Below are 21,772 nucleotides of genomic sequence, written 5' to 3' on the forward strand. Positions count from 1 at the left end.
CCATTTGGAGCGGTTTTTGCTTTTATACAAAGAGGCAAAAAAATTGCAAATTCAAAAACTTTATTTTACTTTTAGTCAATAGCTAACAAACATCAGAAACGCCATGGTAGAGATTGATTTAGAACAAGAGAACAAGGCAATTGCGAGGGAATACAAAGAGCTTTTACGAATCAGTTACCAAACATTGTCAGAAGATGACAAAAAACTAATCCGTAAGGCTTTTGATGTGGCTGTAGATGCCCACAAGGACCAACGCAGGAAATCTGGCGAAGCCTACATCTTCCACCCTATTGCCGTGGCTAAAATTGTAGCTTCGGAAATTGGTTTGGGCGCAACTTCTATTGCCGCAGCACTAATGCATGATGTAGTTGAAGATACCGATATTACCGTAGAAGACATTGAAAGAATGTTCAATCCGAAGATTGCAAAAATCGTTGAGGGATTGACCAAAATAGCCCAGGTAAAAACCGATAATGAAATCTCGATGCAGGCGGAAAACTTCCGCAAAATGCTGCTCACCCTAAACGATGACGTACGCGTTATCCTTATCAAGATTGCCGACCGTTTGCACAACATGCAAACCATGGAATCAATGGTAGATTATAAGCAGGCAAAAATCGCATCGGAAACTCTCTATATTTATGCACCTTTGGCCCATCGCTTGGGATTATACAACATTAAAAACCAGCTGGAAGATTTAGGTTTGAAATATACAGAACCTGAAATCTATAACGACATTGTCAGCAAAATAAAAGAAACCAAAGAGCAACAGGACGAATACATCAAGTCTATTTCTGATGTATTGAAAGAATCGCTTGATGCCGAAGGAATCGACTATATCATCAAAGGCCGTCCAAAATCCATTTTCTCCATCCGGAAAAAAATGCTTGCCCAAGGTGTAAGCTTTGATGAAGTATATGATAAATTCGCTTTGAGAATTATCTATAAGGCTACTCCGAGCGAAGAAAAATTCCTTGCCTGGAAAATATATTCCATCGTAACCGACCATTATCGTCCGAGTCCGAGCCGTTTGCGCGATTGGATTTCCTCTCCAAAATCAACCGGTTACGAAGCTCTTCACATTACAGTAATGGGACCTAAAGGACGTTGGGTAGAAATTCAGGTGCGAAGCGAAAGAATGGACGAAATTGCCGAAAAAGGCTACGCTGCACACTATAAATACAAACAGGGCGGTTCAGAAGAGCACGGTTTGGATACCTGGCTGAATCTTTTAAAAGAAGCCCTGGAAAATGCCTCCACCAATGCGGTAGACTTTGTAGAAGATTTCAAACTGAACCTCTACTCAAAGGAAATTTATGTCTTCACGCCAAAAGGAGAAATCAAGTCGCTTCCTAAAGGTGCAACATCACTGGATTTTGCCTTTAGTATTCACTCCGAAATTGGAATCAGAACACGCGGAACCAGAGTTAACGGAAAATTAGTCCCGTTGAACCATGTACTGAACAGTGGCGACCAGATTGAAGTCATTACCTCACCAAACCAAAAACCCACATCACATTGGTTGGATTATGTAACGACATCACGTGCCAAAACCAAAATCAAAAACGTTCTTAACGAGAATACAAAGAAAATTGCAGAAGACGGAAAAGAATTACTGACCCGAAAATTACGTCATTTAAAGGTCAATATGACCGAAACGACTGTAAACGAACTGGTCAATTATTTCAAGCTGAAAACCAGCCTTGACCTTTTCTATCGTGTGGGAATTGGGGCTATTGACAACCAACAGCTCAAAGATTTTGCTGCCCAGAAGAGCAATACGTTTATGAATTTCTTTAAGAACAAAATCAAACGTACGCCTTCAAGCAATCCGGAAACCATCAACAAACCGGAAATCAGCAATAATTACGACATGCTGGTTTTTGGAAAAGAACAGGACAAACTGGATTATAAACTGGCCACCTGCTGTAACCCGATTCCCGGAGACGAAGTTTTTGGATTTGTAACCATCAATGAAGGAATAAAAGTCCATAAAAAAGACTGTCCCAACGCAATCAGCCTGCAATCGAACTATGCCTACAGAATCATCAAAGCGAAATGGATTGATTCGTCACAGCAGGAATTTAAAGCCATATTGAACATTACCGGAATGGATACGCTTGGTTTGACCAACGAACTGACCAAAGTAATTTCTAACAACATGCACGTAAACATCCAGAGCATTTCGCTTAGTGGTGATGCGGGTATTTTTAACGGACAGGTTGTGGTTATCGTACAAAACAATACCATTCTGAAAAAACTGATTGAAAACATCAAAAAGATTGATGGAATCGATAAAGTCACAAGAATTAACAAGAATTAAAATCGGAATCGAAGCCATTTACAAATCAAGAAAACAATCGTTTTTCTACACTAAAAAGTTTTAATATTTTTTTAGGTAAAAATCAACAAACGAGAAACTTGATACTTGAAATAAAATGATTTATCTTTGCAGGATATGACACTAATTTCCGTAGATAACAATAAAAATCAAGAGATTGTAAAAAATGTTTTTACAAAATATCTTGAAACAAAAGGACATCGCAAAACTCCTGAGCGCTATGCTATTCTCCAGGAGATTTATGATAATGAAGAGCATTTCGACATCGAATCTCTTTATATCAAGATGAAAAACAAAAATTATCGTGTGAGCAGGGCTACGCTTTACAACACGATTGAACTTTTATTGGACTGTGCCCTGGTAAGAAAACACCAATTCGGACAAAATCAGGCACATTACGAAAAATCCTATTTCGACAAACAGCACGACCATATCATCATGACAGATTCTGGCGAGGTGATAGAGTTTTGCGACCCGCGAATCCAAAGCATCAAAAAAACTATCGAAGAAATTTTTGATATCGAAATTCACAACCACTCCCTTTACCTTTACGGAAACAAAAAGACTACACCTAAAGAATAAATAAACAACTAACAACAAAAAAATGACCGTAGATTTACTACTCGGCTTGCAGTGGGGCGACGAAGGCAAAGGAAAAATTGTTGACGTTCTCACTTCAAAGTACGATATTATTGCCCGTTTTCAAGGCGGACCTAACGCAGGACACACGCTTGAATTTGATGGAATCAAGCACGTTTTGAGAACTATTCCTTCAGGAATTTTTCATAAAAATTCAATCAATATTATTGGAAACGGAGTCGTAATCGACCCGGTTGTTTTCCAAAAAGAATTGGAAGGCCTGGCAAAATTTGATATTGATATCCAGTCACGATTGATTATCTCAAGAAAAGCACACCTTATTTTACCAACACACCGTTTGCTTGATGCTGCTTCGGAAGCATCGAAAGGCAAAGCAAAAATTGGTTCAACCTTAAAAGGAATTGGACCAACCTACATGGACAAAACCGGAAGAAACGGTCTTCGTGTGGGCGATATCGAATTGGCTGATTTTAAAGAACGATACAGAGCATTGGCTGACAAACATGAAGCCATGATTGCTTTTTATGATGTTGACCTGCAATATGACCTAAAAGAATTGGAAGATGAATTTTTCGAATCGATTGAAGTCTTAAAAACGCTACAATTCATCGACAGCGAAGAATATATCAATAAGGCCATGAAAGAAGGCAAATCAATTTTAGCAGAAGGAGCGCAAGGCTCACTTTTAGATATTGATTTCGGAACTTATCCTTTTGTTACTTCTTCAAATACAACAGCAGCAGGGGCTTGCACGGGACTGGGAATCGCTCCTAATCGCGTAAAAGAAGTGTTTGGAATTTTCAAAGCCTATACAACAAGAGTTGGAAGCGGTCCGTTTCCTACCGAACTTTTTGACAAGGACGGTGAAACAATGGCAAAAGTCGGAAACGAATTTGGTTCTGTTACGGGTCGTGCCAGACGATGCGGATGGTTAGATTTGGTAGCCTTGAAATATGCTATACAAGTCAACGGAGTAACTGCTTTGTATATGATGAAAGGCGATGTGTTATCCGGATTTGATACGCTGAAAATCTGTACGGCTTACAATTACAAAGGAACTGAAATTGACCACCTTCCTTACAATATCGAACCGGAAAATGTTTCTCCCGTTTATGTGGAGAAAAAAGGATGGAAAGCAGACCTTACCGGAATGACTACCTATAACGAACTTCCTTCAGAATTAAAAGAATACGTCGAATTCATTGAAAATTTTGTAGAAGTGCCAATTAAAGTCATATCCGTTGGACCTGACAGAAAACAGACAATTTTAAAATAAGAACAACGCCTTGATAATTTCAAGGCGTTTTTTGTTCCTTATAGATTTAATAAAATCCTTCCAATGCTTTAATCTGCGGCAACTTCAAAAAATTATGCCACAGATTTCGCAGATTCTCACAGATAAATTTCTAAAAAAATCCTTTTAATCCTTTAATCTGTGGCAACTCTAAAAATCATACCTTAGATTTCACAGATTCTTACAGATTTATCCCATACAAAGTCATTCAATCCTGACAATGTGAAGCAAATTATAAAAAAATCCGCCTAACCAGATTTACTTTCAATTGATTACACAAATAATTCTTAATTAAAAATCAGATATGGAGATTTTAATTAAATTTGAACCAAAATTCCATCCATTGAAGAAGAACTTTTTATTTCTTGCAAGCTTTTTTATACTACTGAGTTTCAATACGCTGCTGGCACAGGCTCCACCAAAAAAAATCATAGTAGAGAATTCCGACTTTGTCGATATCCAACAGGAAGAAATTCCCGGGGCTATCCGATACAGAGGAAACGTGAGAATCCTGCATGATGGTGTTAGGATGACTTGCAACACAGCCTATTTGTTCCAAAAAGAAAACTATATAAAAGCTTTTGGTGATGTAAAAATGAATCAGGGCGATACCGTATTTATGGACAGCCGTTATGCTGAATACCAGGGTAATATAAAATTTGCCTTCGCTACCGGAAACGTAGTAATGCGTGACCCGAAAATGACACTGACAACAGACACCATTAATTTCGACAGGAGAATCCAACAGGCTTACTATACTACCTACGGAACCATAAAAGACCAGGAAAATACTTTAAGGAGCAAATCCGGAAGATATTACCTTAATGAAAAGAAATTCCAGTTCCTGACCGCTGTTACCATAACAAACCCGAAATATGTAATCAAGTCAAACCATCTCGATTACTATTCCAATTCGGGTCATTCCTATCTGTTTGGCCCTTCAACTATTACCAGTAAGGAAAACTTTATCTATACCGAAAAGGGATTTTATGACACCAAGAAAAATTTTGCCCATTTCGTCAAAAATTCCTATATCAAATACGACAACCGTCTTATAAGAGGAGATAGTTTGTATTATGACCGGAACCGTGAATTTGCTTCGGCAACTAATAATGTTAAGATAACAGATTCGATTAACAAAGGAGTTGTTCGGGGGCATTATGGTGAAGTCTACCGGAATCAGGATTCTTTAGTCATGACCAAAAGGGCCGTCGCCGCTACCCTCATAGAAAAAGATACACTTTATGTTCATGGAAAAAAGCTGATGGTTACCGGAAAACCGGAAAACCGTATTGTTCGTGCTTTTAATAACGTTCGATTTTATAAAATTGACATGAGCGGCAAATGCGATTCCTTACATTCGAATCAAAAAAACGGACTGACACAATTAATTGGAAGACCGGTTATCTGGAATGGAGAAAACCAATTGACGGGAAAGGTAATACATCTTATCTCAAATCCTGAAACTGAAAAACTGGATTCACTCAAAGTATTGACGGATGCTTTTATAGCCTCAAAAGACACTTTAGGCACCGGCTATAATCAGGTCAAAGGTGTTAATTTATATGGCAAGTTCCGGGACAACAAATTATATGAAGTCGACCTCGTTAAAAATACAGAAAAGCTTTATTATGGCTATGATAAAGGACAATTGGTTGCTATTGACAAAGGAATCAGCAGCCGTATCCATCTGGAACTGGAAGACAATAAAATTACGACTGTAACCTCTTTTACAAATCCTGAAAGTGAAAGTTATCCTGAAAAAGACCTTCCTGAAAACGCACGGAAACTGAGAGGATTCCTCTGGCGGGGCGATGAAATAATAAAAACCAAAGACGATATATTTCCTCCTGAGGAAAACGAAATCCATGAAAAAATATTAAAACAGAGCAAAATTGACAAAGCCAAGGAAGATACTCCTATGGAAGTCCGCAAAGAAACTCTGGATTACGACAAGAAAAAACCTGAGAAAAGGCTGGAGAAAAAAGCAAAAACTCAGTAATGCCACTACCATAATGCAAATAAAATGAATAAAGATTTTCAAAAATACCAGGCACAAACTTCCCCTTACCCGCTTGGAATGGAAGTTTCTCACGCCATCGGTTCTTATATATACGACACAAACAATAAAAAATATCTTGACTTCGTAGCCGGAGTATCGGCCTGTACATTAGGCCATCAGAACAAAAGAGTCAATGATGCCATAAAAAACCAGCTCGACAAATATTCACATGTCATGGTATATGGCGAATATTCTCAAAATCCGGCTGTTGAGTTTTGCAAATTATTAGCTTCACTCTTACCTAAGCCACTTGAAAAAACCTATCTGGTCAATTCCGGTACAGAAGCCACCGAAGGCGCTTTAAAACTGGCCCGAAGAGTTACAGGACGCAGCCAGCTTATTTCGTGCAATAATGCTTATCATGGCAATACGATGGGCTCTATGAGCGTTATGGGATTTGAAGAAAGAAAACGGGCTTTCCGTCCGTTAATTCCTGATGTCGATTTCATTACATTCAATAATGAAGAAGACTTAAAAAAAATCACGACAAAAACGGCCGGAATCATATTGGAAAGCATTCAGGGCGGTGCGGGATTCATTCAGCCTGAAAATGGGTTTTTGAAAAAAGTAAGAGAACGGTGCACGGAAGTAGGTGCCATGATGATTATAGATGAAATCCAGCCGGGTTTTGGAAGAACCGGAAAGCTGTTCGGTTTTGAAAACTATGACGTTGTACCCGATATTATAATTTTAGGTAAAGGAATGGGTGGCGGAATGCCTGTAGGCGCTTTTACGGCTTCGTCAGAAATGATGGATTTATTAAGTGACAATCCAAAACTTGGGCATATTACTACCTTTGGAGGACATCCTGTCATAGCGGCCGCAAGTCTTGCAACGCTGCAGGAAATCACAGAAACCGACCTGATTCCACAAACACTTGAAAAAGAAAAGCTTTTCCGTTCGCTTTTGGTACATCCTTTGATAAAAGAAATAAGAGGACGTGGATTAATGCTGGCAGCAATGACAGAAGATGCTGAAATAACAAACCAAATCATCCTGAAATGCCAGGACAAAGGACTCATTCTATTTTGGCTGCTGTTTGAAGGAAAAGCAATCCGGATTACGCCTCCTCTGACCATTTCTGAAGAAGAAATCAAAGAAGGCTGTGCCATTATGCTGGAAGTAATGGATGAAGTATATTCCGCACTAAAAAACTAGGATTTAACAATAAAAATCCGTAACTTACAGAGAGGAGTTTTGTTAATTAAATTGTTCACAACAATTTTAGCCCAACCTCGACAAAAGATTTACGTTCCCTAAATTTATTAAGGATAATTTTAAAAACAAAGAGTATGCATTTGAGTCACGATGAAGAAGATTACAATTTATCCTTGTCCAAGTTCGAATCCATGTTGAAAACCAACAAAGTTCTCTTCTTTGATTCGGAAGAATTTGAAGAAATTATTCTTCACTACCTGGATATGGGTAAAGCGTCTCTGGCCAAAAAGGCCTTAAAATTAGCGCTTGAGCAGCACCCTCGTTCTACAGGCTTAAAACTAGTACAAGTAGAAATGTTGGTATATGACGACAAGCTTGAAACTGCTGAAAAGCTTTTAAATGAACTTTACGCCATTGAACCTCAAAACGAAGAAATTTTTATCCAAAAAGCCAATATTTATTCCAAGAGAGACAATCACGAAAAAGCGGTAGAATTATTACAGGAAGCCTTAAAGCTTACGGATGATTATGCTGACGTTTACAACCTGATTGGGATGGAATATCTTTTTATGGACAATCTGGAATTAGCGAAAGAGAATTTTATTAAATGTCTGGAAGAAGATGTGGAAGACCAGGCCGCATTATATAATGTGGTATATTGTTTTGAATTTTTAGACCAAAACAAGGAAGCTATTGCTTTCCTTGAGAAATATATTGACCGAAATCCTTACAGTGAAATCGCCTGGCATCAAAGCGGAAGACTTTACTACGGACTACAGGATTATGAAAATGCCTTACGTTGCTTCGATTATGCTTCAATGATTGATGACGAATTCATGGGTGCTTTTATGGAAAAAGCAAAATCTTTGGAGCGTCTTAAACGTTATGAAGAAGCGATTGAAAGCTATAACAGGACCATCGAACTGGATGACCCTACATCGTATGCCCTATTGCGAATTGGAAAATGTTATGAGAAATTAGGCAACAAGCCTTTGGCTCTGAAATATTTCCATAAAACCGTACATGAGGACCCGTTGTTAGACAAGGGATGGATTGCGATTACCGATTTCTATGTAAGACAGAAAAACTATCAGAAAGCCTTGTTTTATGTGAACAAAGCTATCGGGATTGACAACGAAAACAGATTATACTGGAAACGTTATGCCACCATCAACAGAGCTTTGGATTTTCTGGAAGAAGCCGAAATGGGATACCGAAAAGCTGTAGAGTTTGGAGATTATGAATTAGACACCTGGCTGTATTGGATTGACATCTTGCAAAATCTGGGCGAATACGATGCCGCCATACACACGTTATTGCAGGCTTCAGAATATTTCCCTGAAGAATTCCAATTGGAATACCGCCTGGCCGGACTGTATTTTGCAGAAGGAGACGAAGCCAAAGGAAAATTCCATCTGAGTAACGGTTTGCGTGTAAGTTTTGAAAATCACACCATTTTAGAGAACCTGTTTCCTGATGTTTGGGCAAGAGAAGATGTCCAGGAAATGATTAATAAGAAGTAGACAATACCAAACATAACTTTTAAAGCCTGACAAAAATGATTAATTTCGCTTTGTCAGGCTTTAATTTTGGTTATATGGAAATCACTCACTTATTTGGACTTCTTGGAAAAAACATCGCATACTCTTTTTCAAAAGGATATTTTACAGAAAAATTCAAGTCCTTAAATCTGAAAAACTACGATTATGTAAACTTTGACATCCCGTCTATTGAAGAATTTCCAGATATCATTAAGAATAATCCCAACCTAAAAGGGATGAATGTGACGATTCCGTACAAAGAATCCGTACTTTCCTATCTGGATAAGATTTCCAGAAAAGCAGAAAAGATTGGCGCAGTCAACACTATAAAAGTCACCCGAAAAGGAAATTTAAAAGGCTATAATACCGATTACTATGGTTTCAGGAAATCGTTAGAACCTTTATTGGAACCCCACCACAAAAAAGCCTTGATTCTTGGAACAGGAGGCGCCTCAAAAGGCATTGCCTATGCATTAGAAGAACTCGGAATTTTATATACTTTCGTTTCCAGAGAGGCAACAGACGAAAGTATTGGATATAATCTGGTCAATGCCACCACTTTTGACAACCATCAAATTGTAATCAATTGCACACCGCTTGGCACATCGCCAAATACTGATGCCTATCCTCCTATTCCTTATGAGTATTTTACGCCAAAACATATTGCTCACGACCTGATTTATAATCCTGCAGAAACTATCTTCCTTAAAAAAGCAAAAAAACAAGGCGCAAAGATTAAAAACGGTTTGGAAATGCTACAGTATCAGGCCGAAAAATCATGGAAAATCTGGAATCGATAAGCTTAAAAAAAAATAAAAAACAAATCGTCAGAATCTGAAACAGCCCTATTCGCAAAAAAAGAATAACCCGGAAAATCGAGTAAAATATTGGTTTTTCTTTGAATTTTCAGATGCCTTTACTATCTTTCCAAACGAAAGTATTACCAACCATAAACATTTAATGATGTTAGAAGAAAAGAATGATAACCTGCATGAAGCAGATGGAAGTAACGAAAATGAAACACAAAATGTGTCTCAAAACGAAAATTCGCAAATTGAGGAGCCAAATGAAAACAACGCTGACGCTACAGAAGTAAGTTCAGACGATGCAAATGATGTTGTTTCTGAAACTGCGGATGCCATAGAAATTTCTCCGGAAGAACTGGAAGAAACCGTTGTTGTGAGTGACAACCAAAAAGCTTTGGATGCCATAGCAGATTCCAATGCTGAAGAAAGCGAAGACGAAACACTAAAAGAGCGTCATGAAATCCCAATGCAGGATTATGAAGCAATGGACATGGAATCGCTTGTAGCAGAACTGGAAAAACTTGTTGCTGTAGAAAAAGTAATGTCTGTGAAAGACCATGTAGAAGAGCTTCGTTCTGCTTTCCTATCAAAATACAACCACTTCATTGAAGAGAAAAGAGAAGAGTTTCTGGCTGAAAACCCGGACACTACAGAAGATTTCCATTACCATCTTCCATTAAAAGTCAAATTTGATACACTAATCAATCAATATAGAGACAAGAAAAACACACATTTCAAAAGCCTTCAAAACAATCTAAAAGCAAATCTGGATGTGCGTTTGGCTATTGTTGAAGAACTTAAAGAATTAATCAATCCACAGGAAAATATCAAGGACACGCTTAAGCATTTCAATGAATTGCGTGAAAGATGGAAAAATGCTGGTCCTATTCCAAGAGACAAATACAATCACGTTTGGAATAACTATCATTTCCATGTTGAAAATTTCTATGATTACCTGCATCTTGACAGAGAAGCCAGAGATTTGGACTTTAAGCACAACCTTGAGCAAAAGCAAAGAATCATTTCCCGTGTTGAAGAACTTGTGAATGAGCCGGATGTTAACAAGGCATTCCGCGAATTGCAAGACCTTCATAAAATCTGGAAAGAAGATATAGGCCCGGTTTCAAGAGAACACCGTGAAGCAATTTGGAACACATTTAGTGAACTGACTAAAAAAATCCATGATAAAAGAGAATTACTGTTCGAAAAACAAAGAGGTACAGAACAGGAAAATCTTGAGAAGAAAAAAGAGATTATATCAAAAATAGCGGAACTTGCCAAAGAAAAAGTCGAAGCACACTCTTCATGGCAGGCTCAAATTGAAAAAGTTGAGGCTTTACGCAATGAGTTCTTTGCTACCGGAAAAGTTCCTGCCGATGTTAATGAAGAAACCTGGTCTGCCTTTAAAAATGCTGTCCGTGACTTCAATGCACTGAAAAACTCTTTCTATAAGGATATCAAAAAAGACCAGCAGGAAAACCTGAACAAAAAAATGGCTTTGGTGGAAAGAGCCAAATCATTAAAAGACAGTGAAGATTTTGCAGCAACCACTCCTGTAATGAAACAAATTCAGGAAGAATGGAAGCAGATTGGCCATGTTCCAAGAAAATATTCAGACAGTATCTGGAAAGAATTCAAAGAAGCGTGTAATCATTATTTTGACAAACTTCATGCCCAGAGAAATGAAGTAAATTCAGAAGAACTGGAAGCATTTGAGAAAAAGAAAGCTTATCTTGAAACCATCAGGGATTTTGAATTGACAGGCGAACACAAAGCAGATTTGGATGCTATCAAAGCCCATATCGAAACCTGGAAAGGCTTTGGAAAAGTGCCACACGCCAGACGTCATATTGAAGGAAAATTCAATAAGATACTGGATGCTTTGTTCGACAAGCTTAGCCTAAGCAAGAAAGATTCGGAAATGGCGCGATTCAACAGCAGAATTGACCAGCTTTCCAGCTCTGACGATAGCAGAAAATTAGAGAATGAGAAAATCTTCCTGATTCGCAAAATTGAAGAAGTACAACAGGAAATTTTCCAGCTTGAAAATAACATTCAGTTTTTTGCCAATGCAAAAAAAGACAATCCGATGGTGCTTGAAGTAAAGAAAAATATTGAAAGACATAAAGAAAGTCTACAGATGTGGAAAGAAAAGCTGAAACAGGTCAGAAACTTAAAAACAGAATAAAATTTTCAGATAAAAGCCCCGCAATTGTGGGGCTTTTCATTGATTTATAGTATTTAAAAACCGTATTCCTTTTATTCCTCTCGGATAAAAGGTATCTTTGCGCGATGAAATGGATTAAAAACATCACCGTGTTTTTTATTTTCCTGGTTTCTCTCTTTTTTAGTCAAACGGAGGAAGCGAAGGCTTTTGGCGCTATATCCATTCCTCAAAATAAAAAATCAATTGAGCAGGTTGATTTTCTCAAGGCTTCTGCGTTTATCAATCAGGAAATAAGCATAAACTCCATTTCAAACCCAAGAGCAGACCTTCCTACCTATGCCAAATGGTTTGAATTTTACTACGATGTAAGTTTTTCAGGATTCAGCACCTGCAAAGCTACTGCAGCTTTTTTGAAACAAGACATCAACCGATGCCTGAATGTTTCAATCTTATTATTTCCCTTCCATTTTTTCTGGTGATTTTATTCTGTTGAATTAAAATCGAAAGGCTGTAAAGTATTACAGCCCACAATTACTATTTATTAAATTAAAAAAAATGGATACAGCATCTCTAATTATAGGGTTGGTGCTAACATTGATTTGCGCCATACCTTTAATCTATATTGCCAACAATCAGGCAAAAAACAAAAAGAAAGTAAAAGAAATTTTTAATCATTTCCGTCAGGGAAAATATGATTTTTCAACAAAGGAAACCCATTACAAGAAAATCTATTCACTTGACAAAACCAATAAAGGCTTTTTATTTATTGACTTGAATAAAGAAAATGACAGAGCTTCTTTTGTTGATTTAAGCGAAGTTAACTCTTGCAGGATTGAAGAAACATCTTCAGGGAATAATGATGACAAAATAATATTTACGTTCAAATTAAAGAACGGAAATACAACCACAATCGTACTGTACGATTTAGAAACGGATAAATTAGGAAAAGCCTATTGGCAGGAAAACGAACAAATAGCCAAAAAATGGCAATTGATTGTTGAAAATACTATCTAAAGGTTAGTTGTGTTAATTATAATTCATTTGAAAGGGCTGTCTATTTTTAGGCAGCCTTTTTATTTTACAATCTCTTGGCTTCGTTCCAGAAAACATCCATTTCGGCCAATGTCATTTCGGATAATTGCTTTCCTAATTCGTTAGCTTTATTTTCAAGATATTGGAACCTCTTAATAAATTTCTTATTGGTTCTTTCCAGAGCATCTTCAGGATTAATTTTCAGGAATCGGGCATAATTTATCATGGAAAACAAAACGTCTCCAAATTCAGATTCGATTTTATCCTGGTCTCCGTTTTTGATTTCTTCCTGGAATTCCTGAATTTCCTCCTCTACCTTATCCCAAACCTGATGCGGTTCTTCCCAATCAAATCCCACACCTTTTACCTTATCCTGGATTCTGCTTGCCTTTACAAGTGCAGGAAGACTTTTAGGAACACCTTCCAAAACTGATTTTTTACCTTCCTTGAGTTTCAGCTTTTCCCAATTTTGCTTGACTTCGTCTTCATCCGCTACAGTCACATCTCCATAAATATGTGGATGGCGGTAAATCAACTTTTCACAAATCTCATTGCAAACATCAGCAATGTCGAAATCATTGGTTTCGCTTCCTATTTTGGCATAAAAAACAATATGCAACAAAAGGTCTCCCAATTCTTTTTTAATCTCCTGCAGGTCATTATCCAGAATAGCATCTCCCAATTCATAGGTTTCTTCTATGGTAAGGTGTCTTAAAGTCTGCAAAGTCTGTTTTTTATCCCAGGGACATTTTTCGCGCAAATCGTCCATAATATCTAACAATCTGCCAAAAGCATCGAGTTTCTGCTGTCTTGAATTCATAGGAAAGGTTTTTATAAAGATAAAAAAACAGCCACAGATTGGAGGATTTTCACAGATTTCGGATTATCCTACCTGTGCCAATCTTTTAATCTGTGGCTTAAAGTTTTACAAGAATTAATTCTTGTTTGGAATATTTTTCAGTATTTCCAGAACAAATTTCCAGTATTTTTGAGCTGAAGCGATATCTGCCCTTTCATCAGGAGAATGCGCACCTTTGATGGTAGGACCAAAAGAAATCATGTCCATATCCGGATAATTCGTTCCTAATATTCCGCATTCCAAACCTGCATGGCAGGCCACCACATTCGGTTTGCTTCCGTTTTGCTTCTCGTAGATTCCTGTCAATATATCAAGAATTTCCGATTTTGCATTGGGTGTCCATCCCGGATAAGAACCCGTAAATTCTACCTCACAGCCCATCAGTTCAAATGCAGAACGCAAAGCGTTAGCCAGGTCCATTTTTGAAGATTCTACAGATGAGCGGGTAAGACACTGAACAGATAATTTTCCTTCGCCTACAATAACTTTTGCAATATTGTTGGATGTTTCAACCAGGTCGTCAAAATCAGCACTCATTCTATAAACACCATTATGGGCAGTATACATTGCCCTGACGAAATAAAATTGCGCTATAGATGGCATTACCTTTGCCGGAACCGTATCCAGCTTTTCAAACAAGATTTCGAGATTAGGTTCCATCGTCTTGAATTCTGTCTTGATTTCATTTACGATTTCCTGCATATCAAAAACAAAGGCTTCGTCATAAACCTTAGCGATAATCACTTTTGCAACACTCTCGCGCGGAATTGCATTTCTAAGGCTTCCTCCTTTGATTTCAGAAATTTGTAATCCAAAATTATCAAAACCGTCAAATAACAAACGGTTCATAATCTTATTGGCATTACCAAGCCCTTTGTGAATATCCATTCCTGAATGTCCTCCCTGCAAGCCTTTAACGGTAATAGAATAACCTACAGATCCTTCCGGTGTGTCTTCTTCATCATATTCAGCAGTAGCTGTCACATCAATTCCTCCGGCACAACCTATGTCAATTTCATCGTCTTCTTCGGTATCCAGATTCAACAGAATTTCACCGTCCAACAAACCTCCTTTTAACCCCATTGCTCCGGTCATTCCAGTTTCTTCGTCAATAGTAAACAAAGCTTCGATTGCCGGATGAGGAATATCAGTAGATTCCAAAATAGCCATGATTGTAGCAACACCCAGTCCGTTATCAGCTCCAAGTGTAGTTCCTTTGGCACGAACCCATCCATTATCTACATACATTTCAATGCCCTGAGTATCAAAATCAAAAACGGTATCGTTATTTTTTTGGTGTACCATGTCCAAATGCGACTGCATGACAATGGTCTTCCTATTTTCCATACCAGCAGTTGCCGGTTTTTTGATGATTACATTTCCTACTTCGTCTTCAATAGTTTCAAGACCAAGTTTTTTGCCAAAATCTTTCATGAAAGCAATGACTCTTTCTTCTTTTTTAGAAGGGCGCGGTACAGCATTCAAGTCGGCAAATTTATTCCAAAGTGCTTTGGGTTCAAGGTTTCTTATTTCCTGACTCATTATTTATTTTGAATTTAGTGTATAGCAAAGTTACAAAATCCCCCAGGCTAAGGCCGGTGTTAGAGGATATGTTTTTCAAATATTTTTTTGGCTTTTTTTACGGAAACTTCTTTTTTCCAGACATCTTTTGGTTGTATACAAACTACCGGAGCCTTTTTGCACATTCCCTGACAGTCCATTTTTGAAACGCAAACCTTATCTTCCAGACCAAATTCAACAATTTTCTTTTTGAAATAATCTTTCGGTTCTTTATTGTACTTACCACACTTTTTTCCATTACAGAAAAAAATTATCTTCTCATCATTTTTCTTTTTCATAAACCATCAAAGTAAGCTCTTGATTTTGCGTTAAAACCTACTGCAATTTTACGACTAATTATTCTTTCCGAACGGGTCTGTGGTATTAATTTTTGCCTAAAATTTGAGTTCTAAAAAACTTTAAATCGTTCTGTCGTATATTTACGGAAACAAACATTCTGTCATGAAGAAATCAAAAATTATTTGGAGCATTTTTTTGGTGATTCAGGTAGTTCTGCTCAAGATAGTGTCTTTTTTTCCTGAAGTCATTGAAAAATACTACAGTAATGGCTTCTATCTGAGTGTTTCTAAAATTTCAAGAACCGTTTTTGGCAGCCTTCCATTTTCTGTAGGTGATGTTTTGTATCTGGTTTTGATTATTTTCCTGTTGTATAAACTATATAAGAAAAGAAAAGAAGTCCTTTCATGGAAATCATGGAAATCAGACTGGAAATCAAAAACACTTTCTATTCTGGCTTCTATTTCTATTTTTTATTTTTTCTTCAACTGTTTGTGGGGCTTAAATTACCATCGCATACCTTTATATTCCAAAATGAACATTGATAAAGAATATACCTTGGAAGAATTGGAAGCATTTACCAAAAAGATGATTGTCAAAACCAATGAAATCCATAGCAGGATTGTAAAAAATGACAGCTCACAGGTTGTCAGTCCTTATGATATTAAAACCATATACGCGATGACGCTAAGCGGATATGGCAATCTTGAAAAAAAACATCCATACTTTGACTACCAAATTCCAAGCATTAAAAAATCTCTGGTAAGTCTTCCGCTGACTTATATGGGTTTTGGCGGCTACCTGAATCCTTTTACAAATGAGGCACAGGTTAATTATAAAATTCCAAAATACAACTTCCCTACAACGGTCTGTCATGAAATGGCGCACCAGATTGGCTATGCTTCAGAAAGCGAGGCCAATTTCATAGGCTATCTTGCATCAATAAATAATAAAGATGATTATTTCAGATATTCAGGCTATTCTTATGCTTTGAAATACTGCCTGAGCAATCTCGAAAAAATTCAAGAAGGAAAAAGCAAAGAATTCCTGCCGCTTATTCATCGGGGAATACTGAAGGACTTTCAGGAAACAAAAGATTTCTGGAAAAGTTATCAAACACCTGTCGATACCTTTTTCCATTATTTCTATGACCATTTCCTAAAGATAAACCAGCAAAAAGACGGTCTGGAAAGTTATAGCAAATTTGTAGGGCTCATGATTGGTTATTATAAAAACTATCCTCTTTAATCAGATTTCATCAAAAGTAAAACTGGTAAAGCTTTTCTTTTTGTAAGGCCTCACAATCAGTCTTCCCTCACGGTCAAAACGGATATAGTTATAGAGCCAGTTTAAAAAGACCACCGCCTTATTTTTAAATCCGATTAGTGAAAAAAGATGCACAAACATCCATACGAACCAGGCAAAGACACCGTGAAAATGATAATTAGGCAAATCGACAACGGCCTTATTCCTTCCAATTGTTGCCATTGACCCTTTATCATTATAATGGAAAGGTTTCATTTCCTTATTTTGAATGAGTTTTATAATATTTTCTCCCAGTAATCGGCCTTGCTGCAATGCCGGTTGTGCCACCATAGGGTGACCTTGCGGATATTCTTCGGTGGCCATCATTGCAATATCTCCAACGGCAAAAATATTCGGGAAACCAAGTACCTGATTATATTCATTCACTTTGATTCTTTCAACTTTTTCCATCAGGGAAGAAGCCGGAAGACCGTTGACCATTGCTCCCTGTACTCCGGCTGTCCAAATCAATGTGGCAGTTTCCAAAACAACATCCGTATTGGTAGAAATGGTCCTTCCGTCATAACTGGTCACCCTGATGTTTTTTAAAACATTTACACCAAGGTTTTTCAGGTATTTTTCAGCAGCAGATGATGATTTTTCAGACATTGTATTGAGGATTCTTTCTCCGCTTTGGATAAGGTTAATCTGCATTTTGCTGATATCCAAATCCGGATAGTCTTTTTGCAATATGGCATTCTTCATTTCTGCCAAAGCTCCTGCCAGTTCCACGCCTGTAGGACCGCCTCCAACCAGAACAAAATTAATAAGTGCATTCCTCTCATGTTCATCATCGGTCAAAAGTGCCTGTTCAAAATTTTCGAGTATAAGACTACGGATATTAAGCGACTGCGGAATGGTTTTCATAGCAATGCTATTTCTTTCGATTTCCTTATTCCCAAAATAGTTGGTCTTGGAACCTGTTGCAATGACCAGATAATCGTATCGGAGTTCGCCAATATCGGCTATAATTTTATTGTTTTTTGTGTTGATGTCATTGACATGGCACAGTCTGAAATAGAAGTTTTTATATTCGTGCACGACTTTCCGGATCGGATAGGCAATCGAGCCTGCTTCTAAACCGCCAGTTGCCACCTGATACAGGAGTGGCTGGAAAGTATGGTAATTATGCTTATCCAAAAGCACTACCTGCACGGGTTTATTTTTTAATTTCTTGGCCAATGCAATTCCTGCAAAACCGCCACCTACTATAACAATTCTTGGATAATCTGACTGTGGAATATTCATCTTACTTTATTCTTACTGCAAGATACGAAGTTTTCTATCGAAAAATAAGGCTACTCCAGGCCTGCTAAAAATAAAATTTAGCTAACTTGTAACAAAATTGCTTTATACGCTACTAACACAACATGGGTCAAGATTTAGAAAAGTCTTTTGTCAAACAGTTAAAAGAAAACCAGAATATAATCCACAAGATTTGTAGATTATATACGTCTGGTGAAGACGCCCATAATGATCTTTTTCAAGAAATAACAATCCAGCTTTGGAAGGCCTATCCAAAATTCAGAGGCGACTCAAAATTCACCACCTGGGCCTACCGCGTTGCACTAAATACAGCCATTACCTTATACAGGAAAAGCACGCGGTCAATTTCCACAACAGAATTTGACAATACAAAGCACTTCATTAAGCAGGAGGATTATAATTATGAAGAAGAGGAACAGATAAAATTAATGTATAAAGCCGTATACCAGTTAAACGACATTGAAAAAGCTTTAATTTTCATGTATCTGGAAGATAAGGATTATGAAGAAATATCGGAAACTTTGGGAATCAGCGAAGTGAATGCGAGAGTGAAAATGAACAGGATTAAAGGGAAATTAAAGAAAATATTAAATCCTTGATAAGGAAATAAAAAATATGAAAGAATTAGATTTATTAAAGAAAGACTGGCAGAAGAGAGCAGATTCCTTCCAACAGGTTTCGGAAAAAGATATCTATAAGATGATTCATAAGAGTTCATCTTCAGTAGTGAAATTAATCATGATTATAGGTATTTTCGAATTTCTGTTTTGGATAGGAATCAGTATTTTCTCCAATAATGATGAATATTTTAACAAACTTGATATAAATAACATAGTATTGTTTTTAAGAGTACTTTCTTATGCCCACTATGCAGTTATCATCTTTTTCATTTATGCGTTTTATAAAAACTATGTGCTTATCTCAACGACAGATTCCACTAAAGTCCTGATGAGAAACATATTGAAAACGCGAAGGACAGTAAATATATATGTATGGTATAATTTGGGAATGATTATTTTCTGTCTGATAATAGGATTCTGTATTGCTTATTTTTATAATCCTGATTTGGCCTTAATGAAGGATAAAATTGAGCATGACGGTATAAAAACCATGGCAATCTTTATTGGCAGTATGCTTATAATGATAATCCTATTTACCTCTGTCTTCTGGCTTTTCTACAAATTGCTATATGGCATCCTCATGCGAAAGCTGTATAAGAACTATGAGGAATTGAAAAAGATTGATCTTTAATGAGATTGAGTCATAAAAAAAGAAGATGGGATTAATAGTCCCATCTTCTTTTTTTATTTAACTCTTCTTCTACTTTTAAGACTTCCTCTAAAACTTCCGGTTGAAGTACTTTTAAAAAGGAAGGATGTTGCTCAATCGCGTATTCCACCTTTTCAACGATTTCTTCAATAGAGTCGTTTTCATAATCAATATCTAAAGGCTCTTTAATAATAAAAGACTGAAGTATTCCTTTTTTCTTCAAACGTAATCCTTTTTTATCAAAAGAACGTCTGAATCCGTCAATAACAATTGGGACAACTATTGGTTTATGCTGCTTAATAATATGGGCAGTACCTTTTCTTACCGGTTTAAAAGATTTTGTAGTTCCTTGTGGAAATGTGATTACCCAACCATCTTCTAAAGCAATTTTAATGTTTTCAGTATCGTTTAGGTTGACTTCACGTTGGATGTCTTTTCCTTTGGCACGCCAGGTTCTTTCAACCGTAATCGCTCCAGCATAGGCCAAAATTCTTGGAAGAAGTCCTTCTTTCATTGTTTCTTTCGCAGCAACGTAATAAATATTAAGCTTTGGATTCCAGATATAACCAATATTTTTTATGTTGTCTTCTCTACCTTTCAAACTGGCATTAAAAACATGAAACATAGCCACTACATCGGCAAAATAAGTCTGGTGGTTTGAAATAAACAATACATTCCTATCCGGTAGTGCCCTGATGATTTCAGATCCGTCTATCTGTAATTCATTAAAGCCTCTATAACGCCTGTGCGTGAGTATTCCGAATACCCGGATAAGCCATTTTTTTAAAAAAAGTATATGACCAAAAGGATTTCTTTTAAACAATCCCATAATTAATTCAGCATTTTTAAAACAGAACGGCAAACATACAAAATCATCGCTATTAAAGCACTCTTTTTATCGTTTCTTTAAGCTCATTAAGTATCATAGCGGTTGCCCCCCAAACGATATGACCTTGCAGGTCAAATGCCGGAACCTCAATCTCATCTGCATATGATGTTTTTAATTCGACATTTGTCAAATTCGTATCGTCCATAAGATCTTCAAGAGGCAGTTCAATCATTTTTGCAACTTCATCAGGGCTTGGATCAAAAATTAATTCACTTAGGCATACTCCTAAAAATGGAAAAACCAAAAAACGGCTTGGAGGGATATATACCTCAGAAAAGGCCTTTATAACTTGTATTCTTTCTGGCAGGACACCAATTTCTTCAAAAGTTTCCCGAAGTGCCGTAGTCGCTAGATTTATGTCTTCCGGTTCTACTTTGCCTCCTGGCAAAGCCACCTGTGAAGAATGAATACCTGTAGAAGCATTTCTTAAAATTAAGGCCAGATATGCCTTTGTATTTTTAGGATAGACCAGCATCATGACTGCCGCATTTCGAAGTCCGTCTCTATCGTAGGATTTATCAATTAATGAAGAAATACGGTCTAAAGAAGCCATTTTTATATGGGCTTCTACAGCTGGTAGCGTTTCTTTTTCTATTTTTGGGATATATTTTAAAAATACCGGAAAATCCATTATAAATTTTGCAATGTGATTCAATAAAGGTACGCAAATTAATTCTAATCAAATCTATTTATCCAAATGTATAGTAAGGCGGAAGCACAAATCATAAAAAAAGAATTTTGGGTCAATTTCGCTGAGGAATATCCCAGAAAATGGCTTCTTTACGATACTAAAATAAAAGACTTTTCTTTTAAATTTTATGTTGACAATAAAAAAGCACAAGTACTTATTGATATTGAATCAAAAGACGAAGAGAAAAGAAAAATCTATTATGAAAAAATTGAGTCCTTAAAACAAATTCTAATGGGCGAATATATTCCGGATGTTATTTTTGAAAGAAACTTTCATCTGGAAACAGGGAAAGTAATAAGTAAAATTTGGGTTGAAAAAACAGGGATTAGTCTTTTTAATAAGGCAACCTGGCCAGCCATATTTGATTTCTTCTATGAAAACATGGATGCTTTTGAAAGGTTTTTCTATGAATATCAGGATTATATAACCGATTTAGAAATTAATACCTAAATAGCTTTTGCTTTTCGAAAATTTTATAAGCCAATTTGGATTGGCTTATTTTATTTATGGGATTTTCCCAAAAACAAAAAAGGGTTCCCTATCGGGAACCCTTTTCAAAGGAAGGCGGCGACATACTCTCCCACAGGATTGCAGTACCATCTGCGCAGGCGGGCTTAACTTCTCTGTTCGGAATG

Annotated in this window: 20 protein-coding genes and 1 rRNA gene; 14 read left to right on the forward strand and 7 right to left on the reverse strand. The window is 36.9% G+C overall.

The genetic code is table 11. From position 1 onward, the window contains the following. Positions 1–103 precede the first annotated feature (103 nt). The 10 genes from B0G92_RS16145 to B0G92_RS16190 all read left to right on the forward strand — a co-directional run bounded on the left by B0G92_RS16145 (position 104) and on the right by B0G92_RS16190 (position 12,983). Entirely contained in the window at positions 104–2,323 is a 2,220-nt protein-coding gene (locus B0G92_RS16145; protein WP_056072953.1) for a RelA/SpoT family protein, read from the forward strand. A 135-nt stretch (positions 2,324–2,458) separates the two neighbouring features. Then, positions 2,459–2,923: a Fur family transcriptional regulator gene (locus tag B0G92_RS16150; RefSeq protein ID WP_056072956.1), complete on the forward strand. Its 465-nt coding sequence runs from the start codon at positions 2,459–2,461 to the stop codon at positions 2,921–2,923. Positions 2,924–2,945: 22 nt separating this feature from the next. Further along, the gene (locus B0G92_RS16155) at positions 2,946–4,217 is read left to right on the forward strand and encodes an adenylosuccinate synthase (RefSeq protein WP_056072958.1); all 1,272 of its coding nucleotides are present in this window, start codon (positions 2,946–2,948) and stop codon (positions 4,215–4,217) included. Positions 4,218–4,539: 322 nt separating this feature from the next. Next, positions 4,540–6,237: an OstA-like protein gene (locus tag B0G92_RS16160; protein ID WP_101473011.1), complete on the forward strand. Its 1,698-nt coding sequence runs from the start codon at positions 4,540–4,542 to the stop codon at positions 6,235–6,237. 24 nt (positions 6,238–6,261) lie between these two features. Next, on the forward strand, positions 6,262–7,455 hold the full coding sequence (locus B0G92_RS16165) for an aspartate aminotransferase family protein (protein ID WP_101473012.1): 1,194 nt from the start codon (positions 6,262–6,264) through the stop codon (positions 7,453–7,455). Positions 7,456–7,589: 134 nt separating this feature from the next. Then, the gene (locus B0G92_RS16170) at positions 7,590–8,978 is read left to right on the forward strand and encodes a tetratricopeptide repeat protein (RefSeq protein WP_056072964.1); all 1,389 of its coding nucleotides are present in this window, start codon (positions 7,590–7,592) and stop codon (positions 8,976–8,978) included. Positions 8,979–9,013: 35 nt separating this feature from the next. Beyond that, positions 9,014–9,796, forward strand: coding sequence for a shikimate dehydrogenase family protein (locus B0G92_RS16175; protein ID WP_245867926.1), 783 nt, complete (start codon positions 9,014–9,016; stop codon positions 9,794–9,796). A 163-nt stretch (positions 9,797–9,959) separates the two neighbouring features. Then, on the forward strand, positions 9,960–11,990 hold the full coding sequence (locus tag B0G92_RS16180) for a DUF349 domain-containing protein (RefSeq protein ID WP_101473027.1): 2,031 nt from the start codon (positions 9,960–9,962) through the stop codon (positions 11,988–11,990). A gap of 104 nt (positions 11,991–12,094) precedes the next feature. After that, positions 12,095–12,448 (forward strand): hypothetical protein, encoded by a 354-nt coding sequence (locus B0G92_RS16185; RefSeq protein WP_101473014.1) that lies wholly within the window; start codon positions 12,095–12,097, stop codon positions 12,446–12,448. Between the two features lie 76 nt (positions 12,449–12,524). Then, on the forward strand, positions 12,525–12,983 hold the full coding sequence (locus B0G92_RS16190) for a hypothetical protein (protein WP_101473015.1): 459 nt from the start codon (positions 12,525–12,527) through the stop codon (positions 12,981–12,983). Positions 12,984–13,047: 64 nt separating this feature from the next. Here the strand turns inward: B0G92_RS16190 and mazG are convergent, their stop codons facing one another. The 3 genes from mazG to B0G92_RS16205 all read right to left on the reverse strand — a co-directional run bounded on the left by mazG (position 13,048) and on the right by B0G92_RS16205 (position 15,719). Next, on the reverse strand, positions 13,048–13,821 hold the full coding sequence (mazG, locus tag B0G92_RS16195; protein WP_101473016.1) for a nucleoside triphosphate pyrophosphohydrolase: 774 nt from the start codon (positions 13,819–13,821) through the stop codon (positions 13,048–13,050). A 114-nt stretch (positions 13,822–13,935) separates the two neighbouring features. Beyond that, a complete protein-coding gene (locus B0G92_RS16200; RefSeq protein WP_101473017.1) occupies positions 13,936–15,402 on the reverse strand; it encodes an aminoacyl-histidine dipeptidase in 1,467 nt (488 codons plus the stop codon). A gap of 59 nt (positions 15,403–15,461) precedes the next feature. Then, positions 15,462–15,719 (reverse strand): (2Fe-2S) ferredoxin domain-containing protein, encoded by a 258-nt coding sequence (locus B0G92_RS16205; protein WP_101473018.1) that lies wholly within the window; start codon positions 15,717–15,719, stop codon positions 15,462–15,464. A 163-nt stretch (positions 15,720–15,882) separates the two neighbouring features. Between B0G92_RS16205 and B0G92_RS16210 the strand changes: the two genes are divergently transcribed. Further along, positions 15,883–16,965: a DUF3810 domain-containing protein gene (locus tag B0G92_RS16210; protein WP_101473019.1), complete on the forward strand. Its 1,083-nt coding sequence runs from the start codon at positions 15,883–15,885 to the stop codon at positions 16,963–16,965. On the opposite strand, the gene B0G92_RS16215 is transcribed toward B0G92_RS16210, so the two are convergent. Next, positions 16,966–18,270 (reverse strand): NAD(P)/FAD-dependent oxidoreductase, encoded by a 1,305-nt coding sequence (locus B0G92_RS16215; protein ID WP_101473020.1) that lies wholly within the window; start codon positions 18,268–18,270, stop codon positions 16,966–16,968. It lies immediately after the preceding gene. 122 nt (positions 18,271–18,392) lie between these two features. On the opposite strand from B0G92_RS16215, the gene B0G92_RS16220 reads away from it, so the two are divergent. After that, positions 18,393–18,887, forward strand: coding sequence for an RNA polymerase sigma factor (locus B0G92_RS16220; RefSeq protein ID WP_056073003.1), 495 nt, complete (start codon positions 18,393–18,395; stop codon positions 18,885–18,887). 16 nt (positions 18,888–18,903) lie between these two features. Continuing rightward, complete coding sequence (locus B0G92_RS16225) at positions 18,904–19,539, forward strand: hypothetical protein (RefSeq protein ID WP_101473021.1); 636 nt, start codon at positions 18,904–18,906, stop codon at positions 19,537–19,539. A gap of 31 nt (positions 19,540–19,570) precedes the next feature. On the opposite strand, the gene B0G92_RS16230 is transcribed toward B0G92_RS16225, so the two are convergent. Together B0G92_RS16230 and B0G92_RS16235 are read right to left on the reverse strand one after the other, a co-directional pair. Then, positions 19,571–20,386, reverse strand: coding sequence for a lysophospholipid acyltransferase family protein (locus B0G92_RS16230; protein WP_101473022.1), 816 nt, complete (start codon positions 20,384–20,386; stop codon positions 19,571–19,573). 52 nt (positions 20,387–20,438) lie between these two features. After that, a complete protein-coding gene (locus tag B0G92_RS16235; RefSeq protein ID WP_101473023.1) occupies positions 20,439–21,077 on the reverse strand; it encodes an NUDIX hydrolase in 639 nt (212 codons plus the stop codon). 66 nt (positions 21,078–21,143) lie between these two features. Here B0G92_RS16235 and B0G92_RS16240 point away from each other — a divergent pair, with 66 nt between their 5' ends. Next, on the forward strand, positions 21,144–21,587 hold the full coding sequence (locus tag B0G92_RS16240) for a DUF4268 domain-containing protein (RefSeq protein WP_101473024.1): 444 nt from the start codon (positions 21,144–21,146) through the stop codon (positions 21,585–21,587). Between the two features lie 109 nt (positions 21,588–21,696). Here the strand turns inward: B0G92_RS16240 and rrf are convergent. Continuing rightward, positions 21,697–21,772: ribosomal RNA gene (rrf, locus tag B0G92_RS16865) — 5S ribosomal RNA — on the reverse strand; the annotation flags it as partial.

The organism is Flavobacterium lindanitolerans (genome assembly GCF_002846575.1).
Classification (GTDB): domain Bacteria; phylum Bacteroidota; class Bacteroidia; order Flavobacteriales; family Flavobacteriaceae; genus Flavobacterium; species Flavobacterium lindanitolerans.

Coding starts and splice junctions, on each gene's coding strand:
- B0G92_RS16175 (WP_245867926.1), top strand. CDS start 9,014: ATGATTAATTTCGCTTTGTCAGGCTTTAATTTTGGTTATATGGAAATC.
- B0G92_RS16170 (WP_056072964.1), top strand. CDS start 7,590: ATGCATTTGAGTCACGATGAAGAAGATTACAATTTATCCTTGTCCAAG.
- B0G92_RS16185 (WP_101473014.1), top strand. CDS start 12,095: ATGAAATGGATTAAAAACATCACCGTGTTTTTTATTTTCCTGGTTTCT.
- B0G92_RS16220 (WP_056073003.1), top strand. CDS start 18,393: ATGGGTCAAGATTTAGAAAAGTCTTTTGTCAAACAGTTAAAAGAAAAC.
- B0G92_RS16205 (WP_101473018.1), bottom strand. CDS start 15,719: ATGAAAAAGAAAAATGATGAGAAGATAATTTTTTTCTGTAATGGAAAA.
- B0G92_RS16190 (WP_101473015.1), top strand. CDS start 12,525: ATGGATACAGCATCTCTAATTATAGGGTTGGTGCTAACATTGATTTGC.
- B0G92_RS16160 (WP_101473011.1), top strand. CDS start 4,540: ATGGAGATTTTAATTAAATTTGAACCAAAATTCCATCCATTGAAGAAG.
- B0G92_RS16240 (WP_101473024.1), top strand. CDS start 21,144: ATGTATAGTAAGGCGGAAGCACAAATCATAAAAAAAGAATTTTGGGTC.
- B0G92_RS16180 (WP_101473027.1), top strand. CDS start 9,960: ATGTTAGAAGAAAAGAATGATAACCTGCATGAAGCAGATGGAAGTAAC.
- B0G92_RS16200 (WP_101473017.1), bottom strand. CDS start 15,402: ATGAGTCAGGAAATAAGAAACCTTGAACCCAAAGCACTTTGGAATAAA.
- B0G92_RS16150 (WP_056072956.1), top strand. CDS start 2,459: ATGACACTAATTTCCGTAGATAACAATAAAAATCAAGAGATTGTAAAA.
- B0G92_RS16155 (WP_056072958.1), top strand. CDS start 2,946: ATGACCGTAGATTTACTACTCGGCTTGCAGTGGGGCGACGAAGGCAAA.
- B0G92_RS16230 (WP_101473022.1), bottom strand. CDS start 20,386: ATGGGATTGTTTAAAAGAAATCCTTTTGGTCATATACTTTTTTTAAAA.
- mazG (WP_101473016.1), bottom strand. CDS start 13,821: ATGAATTCAAGACAGCAGAAACTCGATGCTTTTGGCAGATTGTTAGAT.
- B0G92_RS16225 (WP_101473021.1), top strand. CDS start 18,904: ATGAAAGAATTAGATTTATTAAAGAAAGACTGGCAGAAGAGAGCAGAT.
- B0G92_RS16145 (WP_056072953.1), top strand. CDS start 104: ATGGTAGAGATTGATTTAGAACAAGAGAACAAGGCAATTGCGAGGGAA.
- B0G92_RS16165 (WP_101473012.1), top strand. CDS start 6,262: ATGAATAAAGATTTTCAAAAATACCAGGCACAAACTTCCCCTTACCCG.
- B0G92_RS16215 (WP_101473020.1), bottom strand. CDS start 18,270: ATGAATATTCCACAGTCAGATTATCCAAGAATTGTTATAGTAGGTGGC.
- B0G92_RS16235 (WP_101473023.1), bottom strand. CDS start 21,077: ATGGATTTTCCGGTATTTTTAAAATATATCCCAAAAATAGAAAAAGAA.
- B0G92_RS16210 (WP_101473019.1), top strand. CDS start 15,883: ATGAAGAAATCAAAAATTATTTGGAGCATTTTTTTGGTGATTCAGGTA.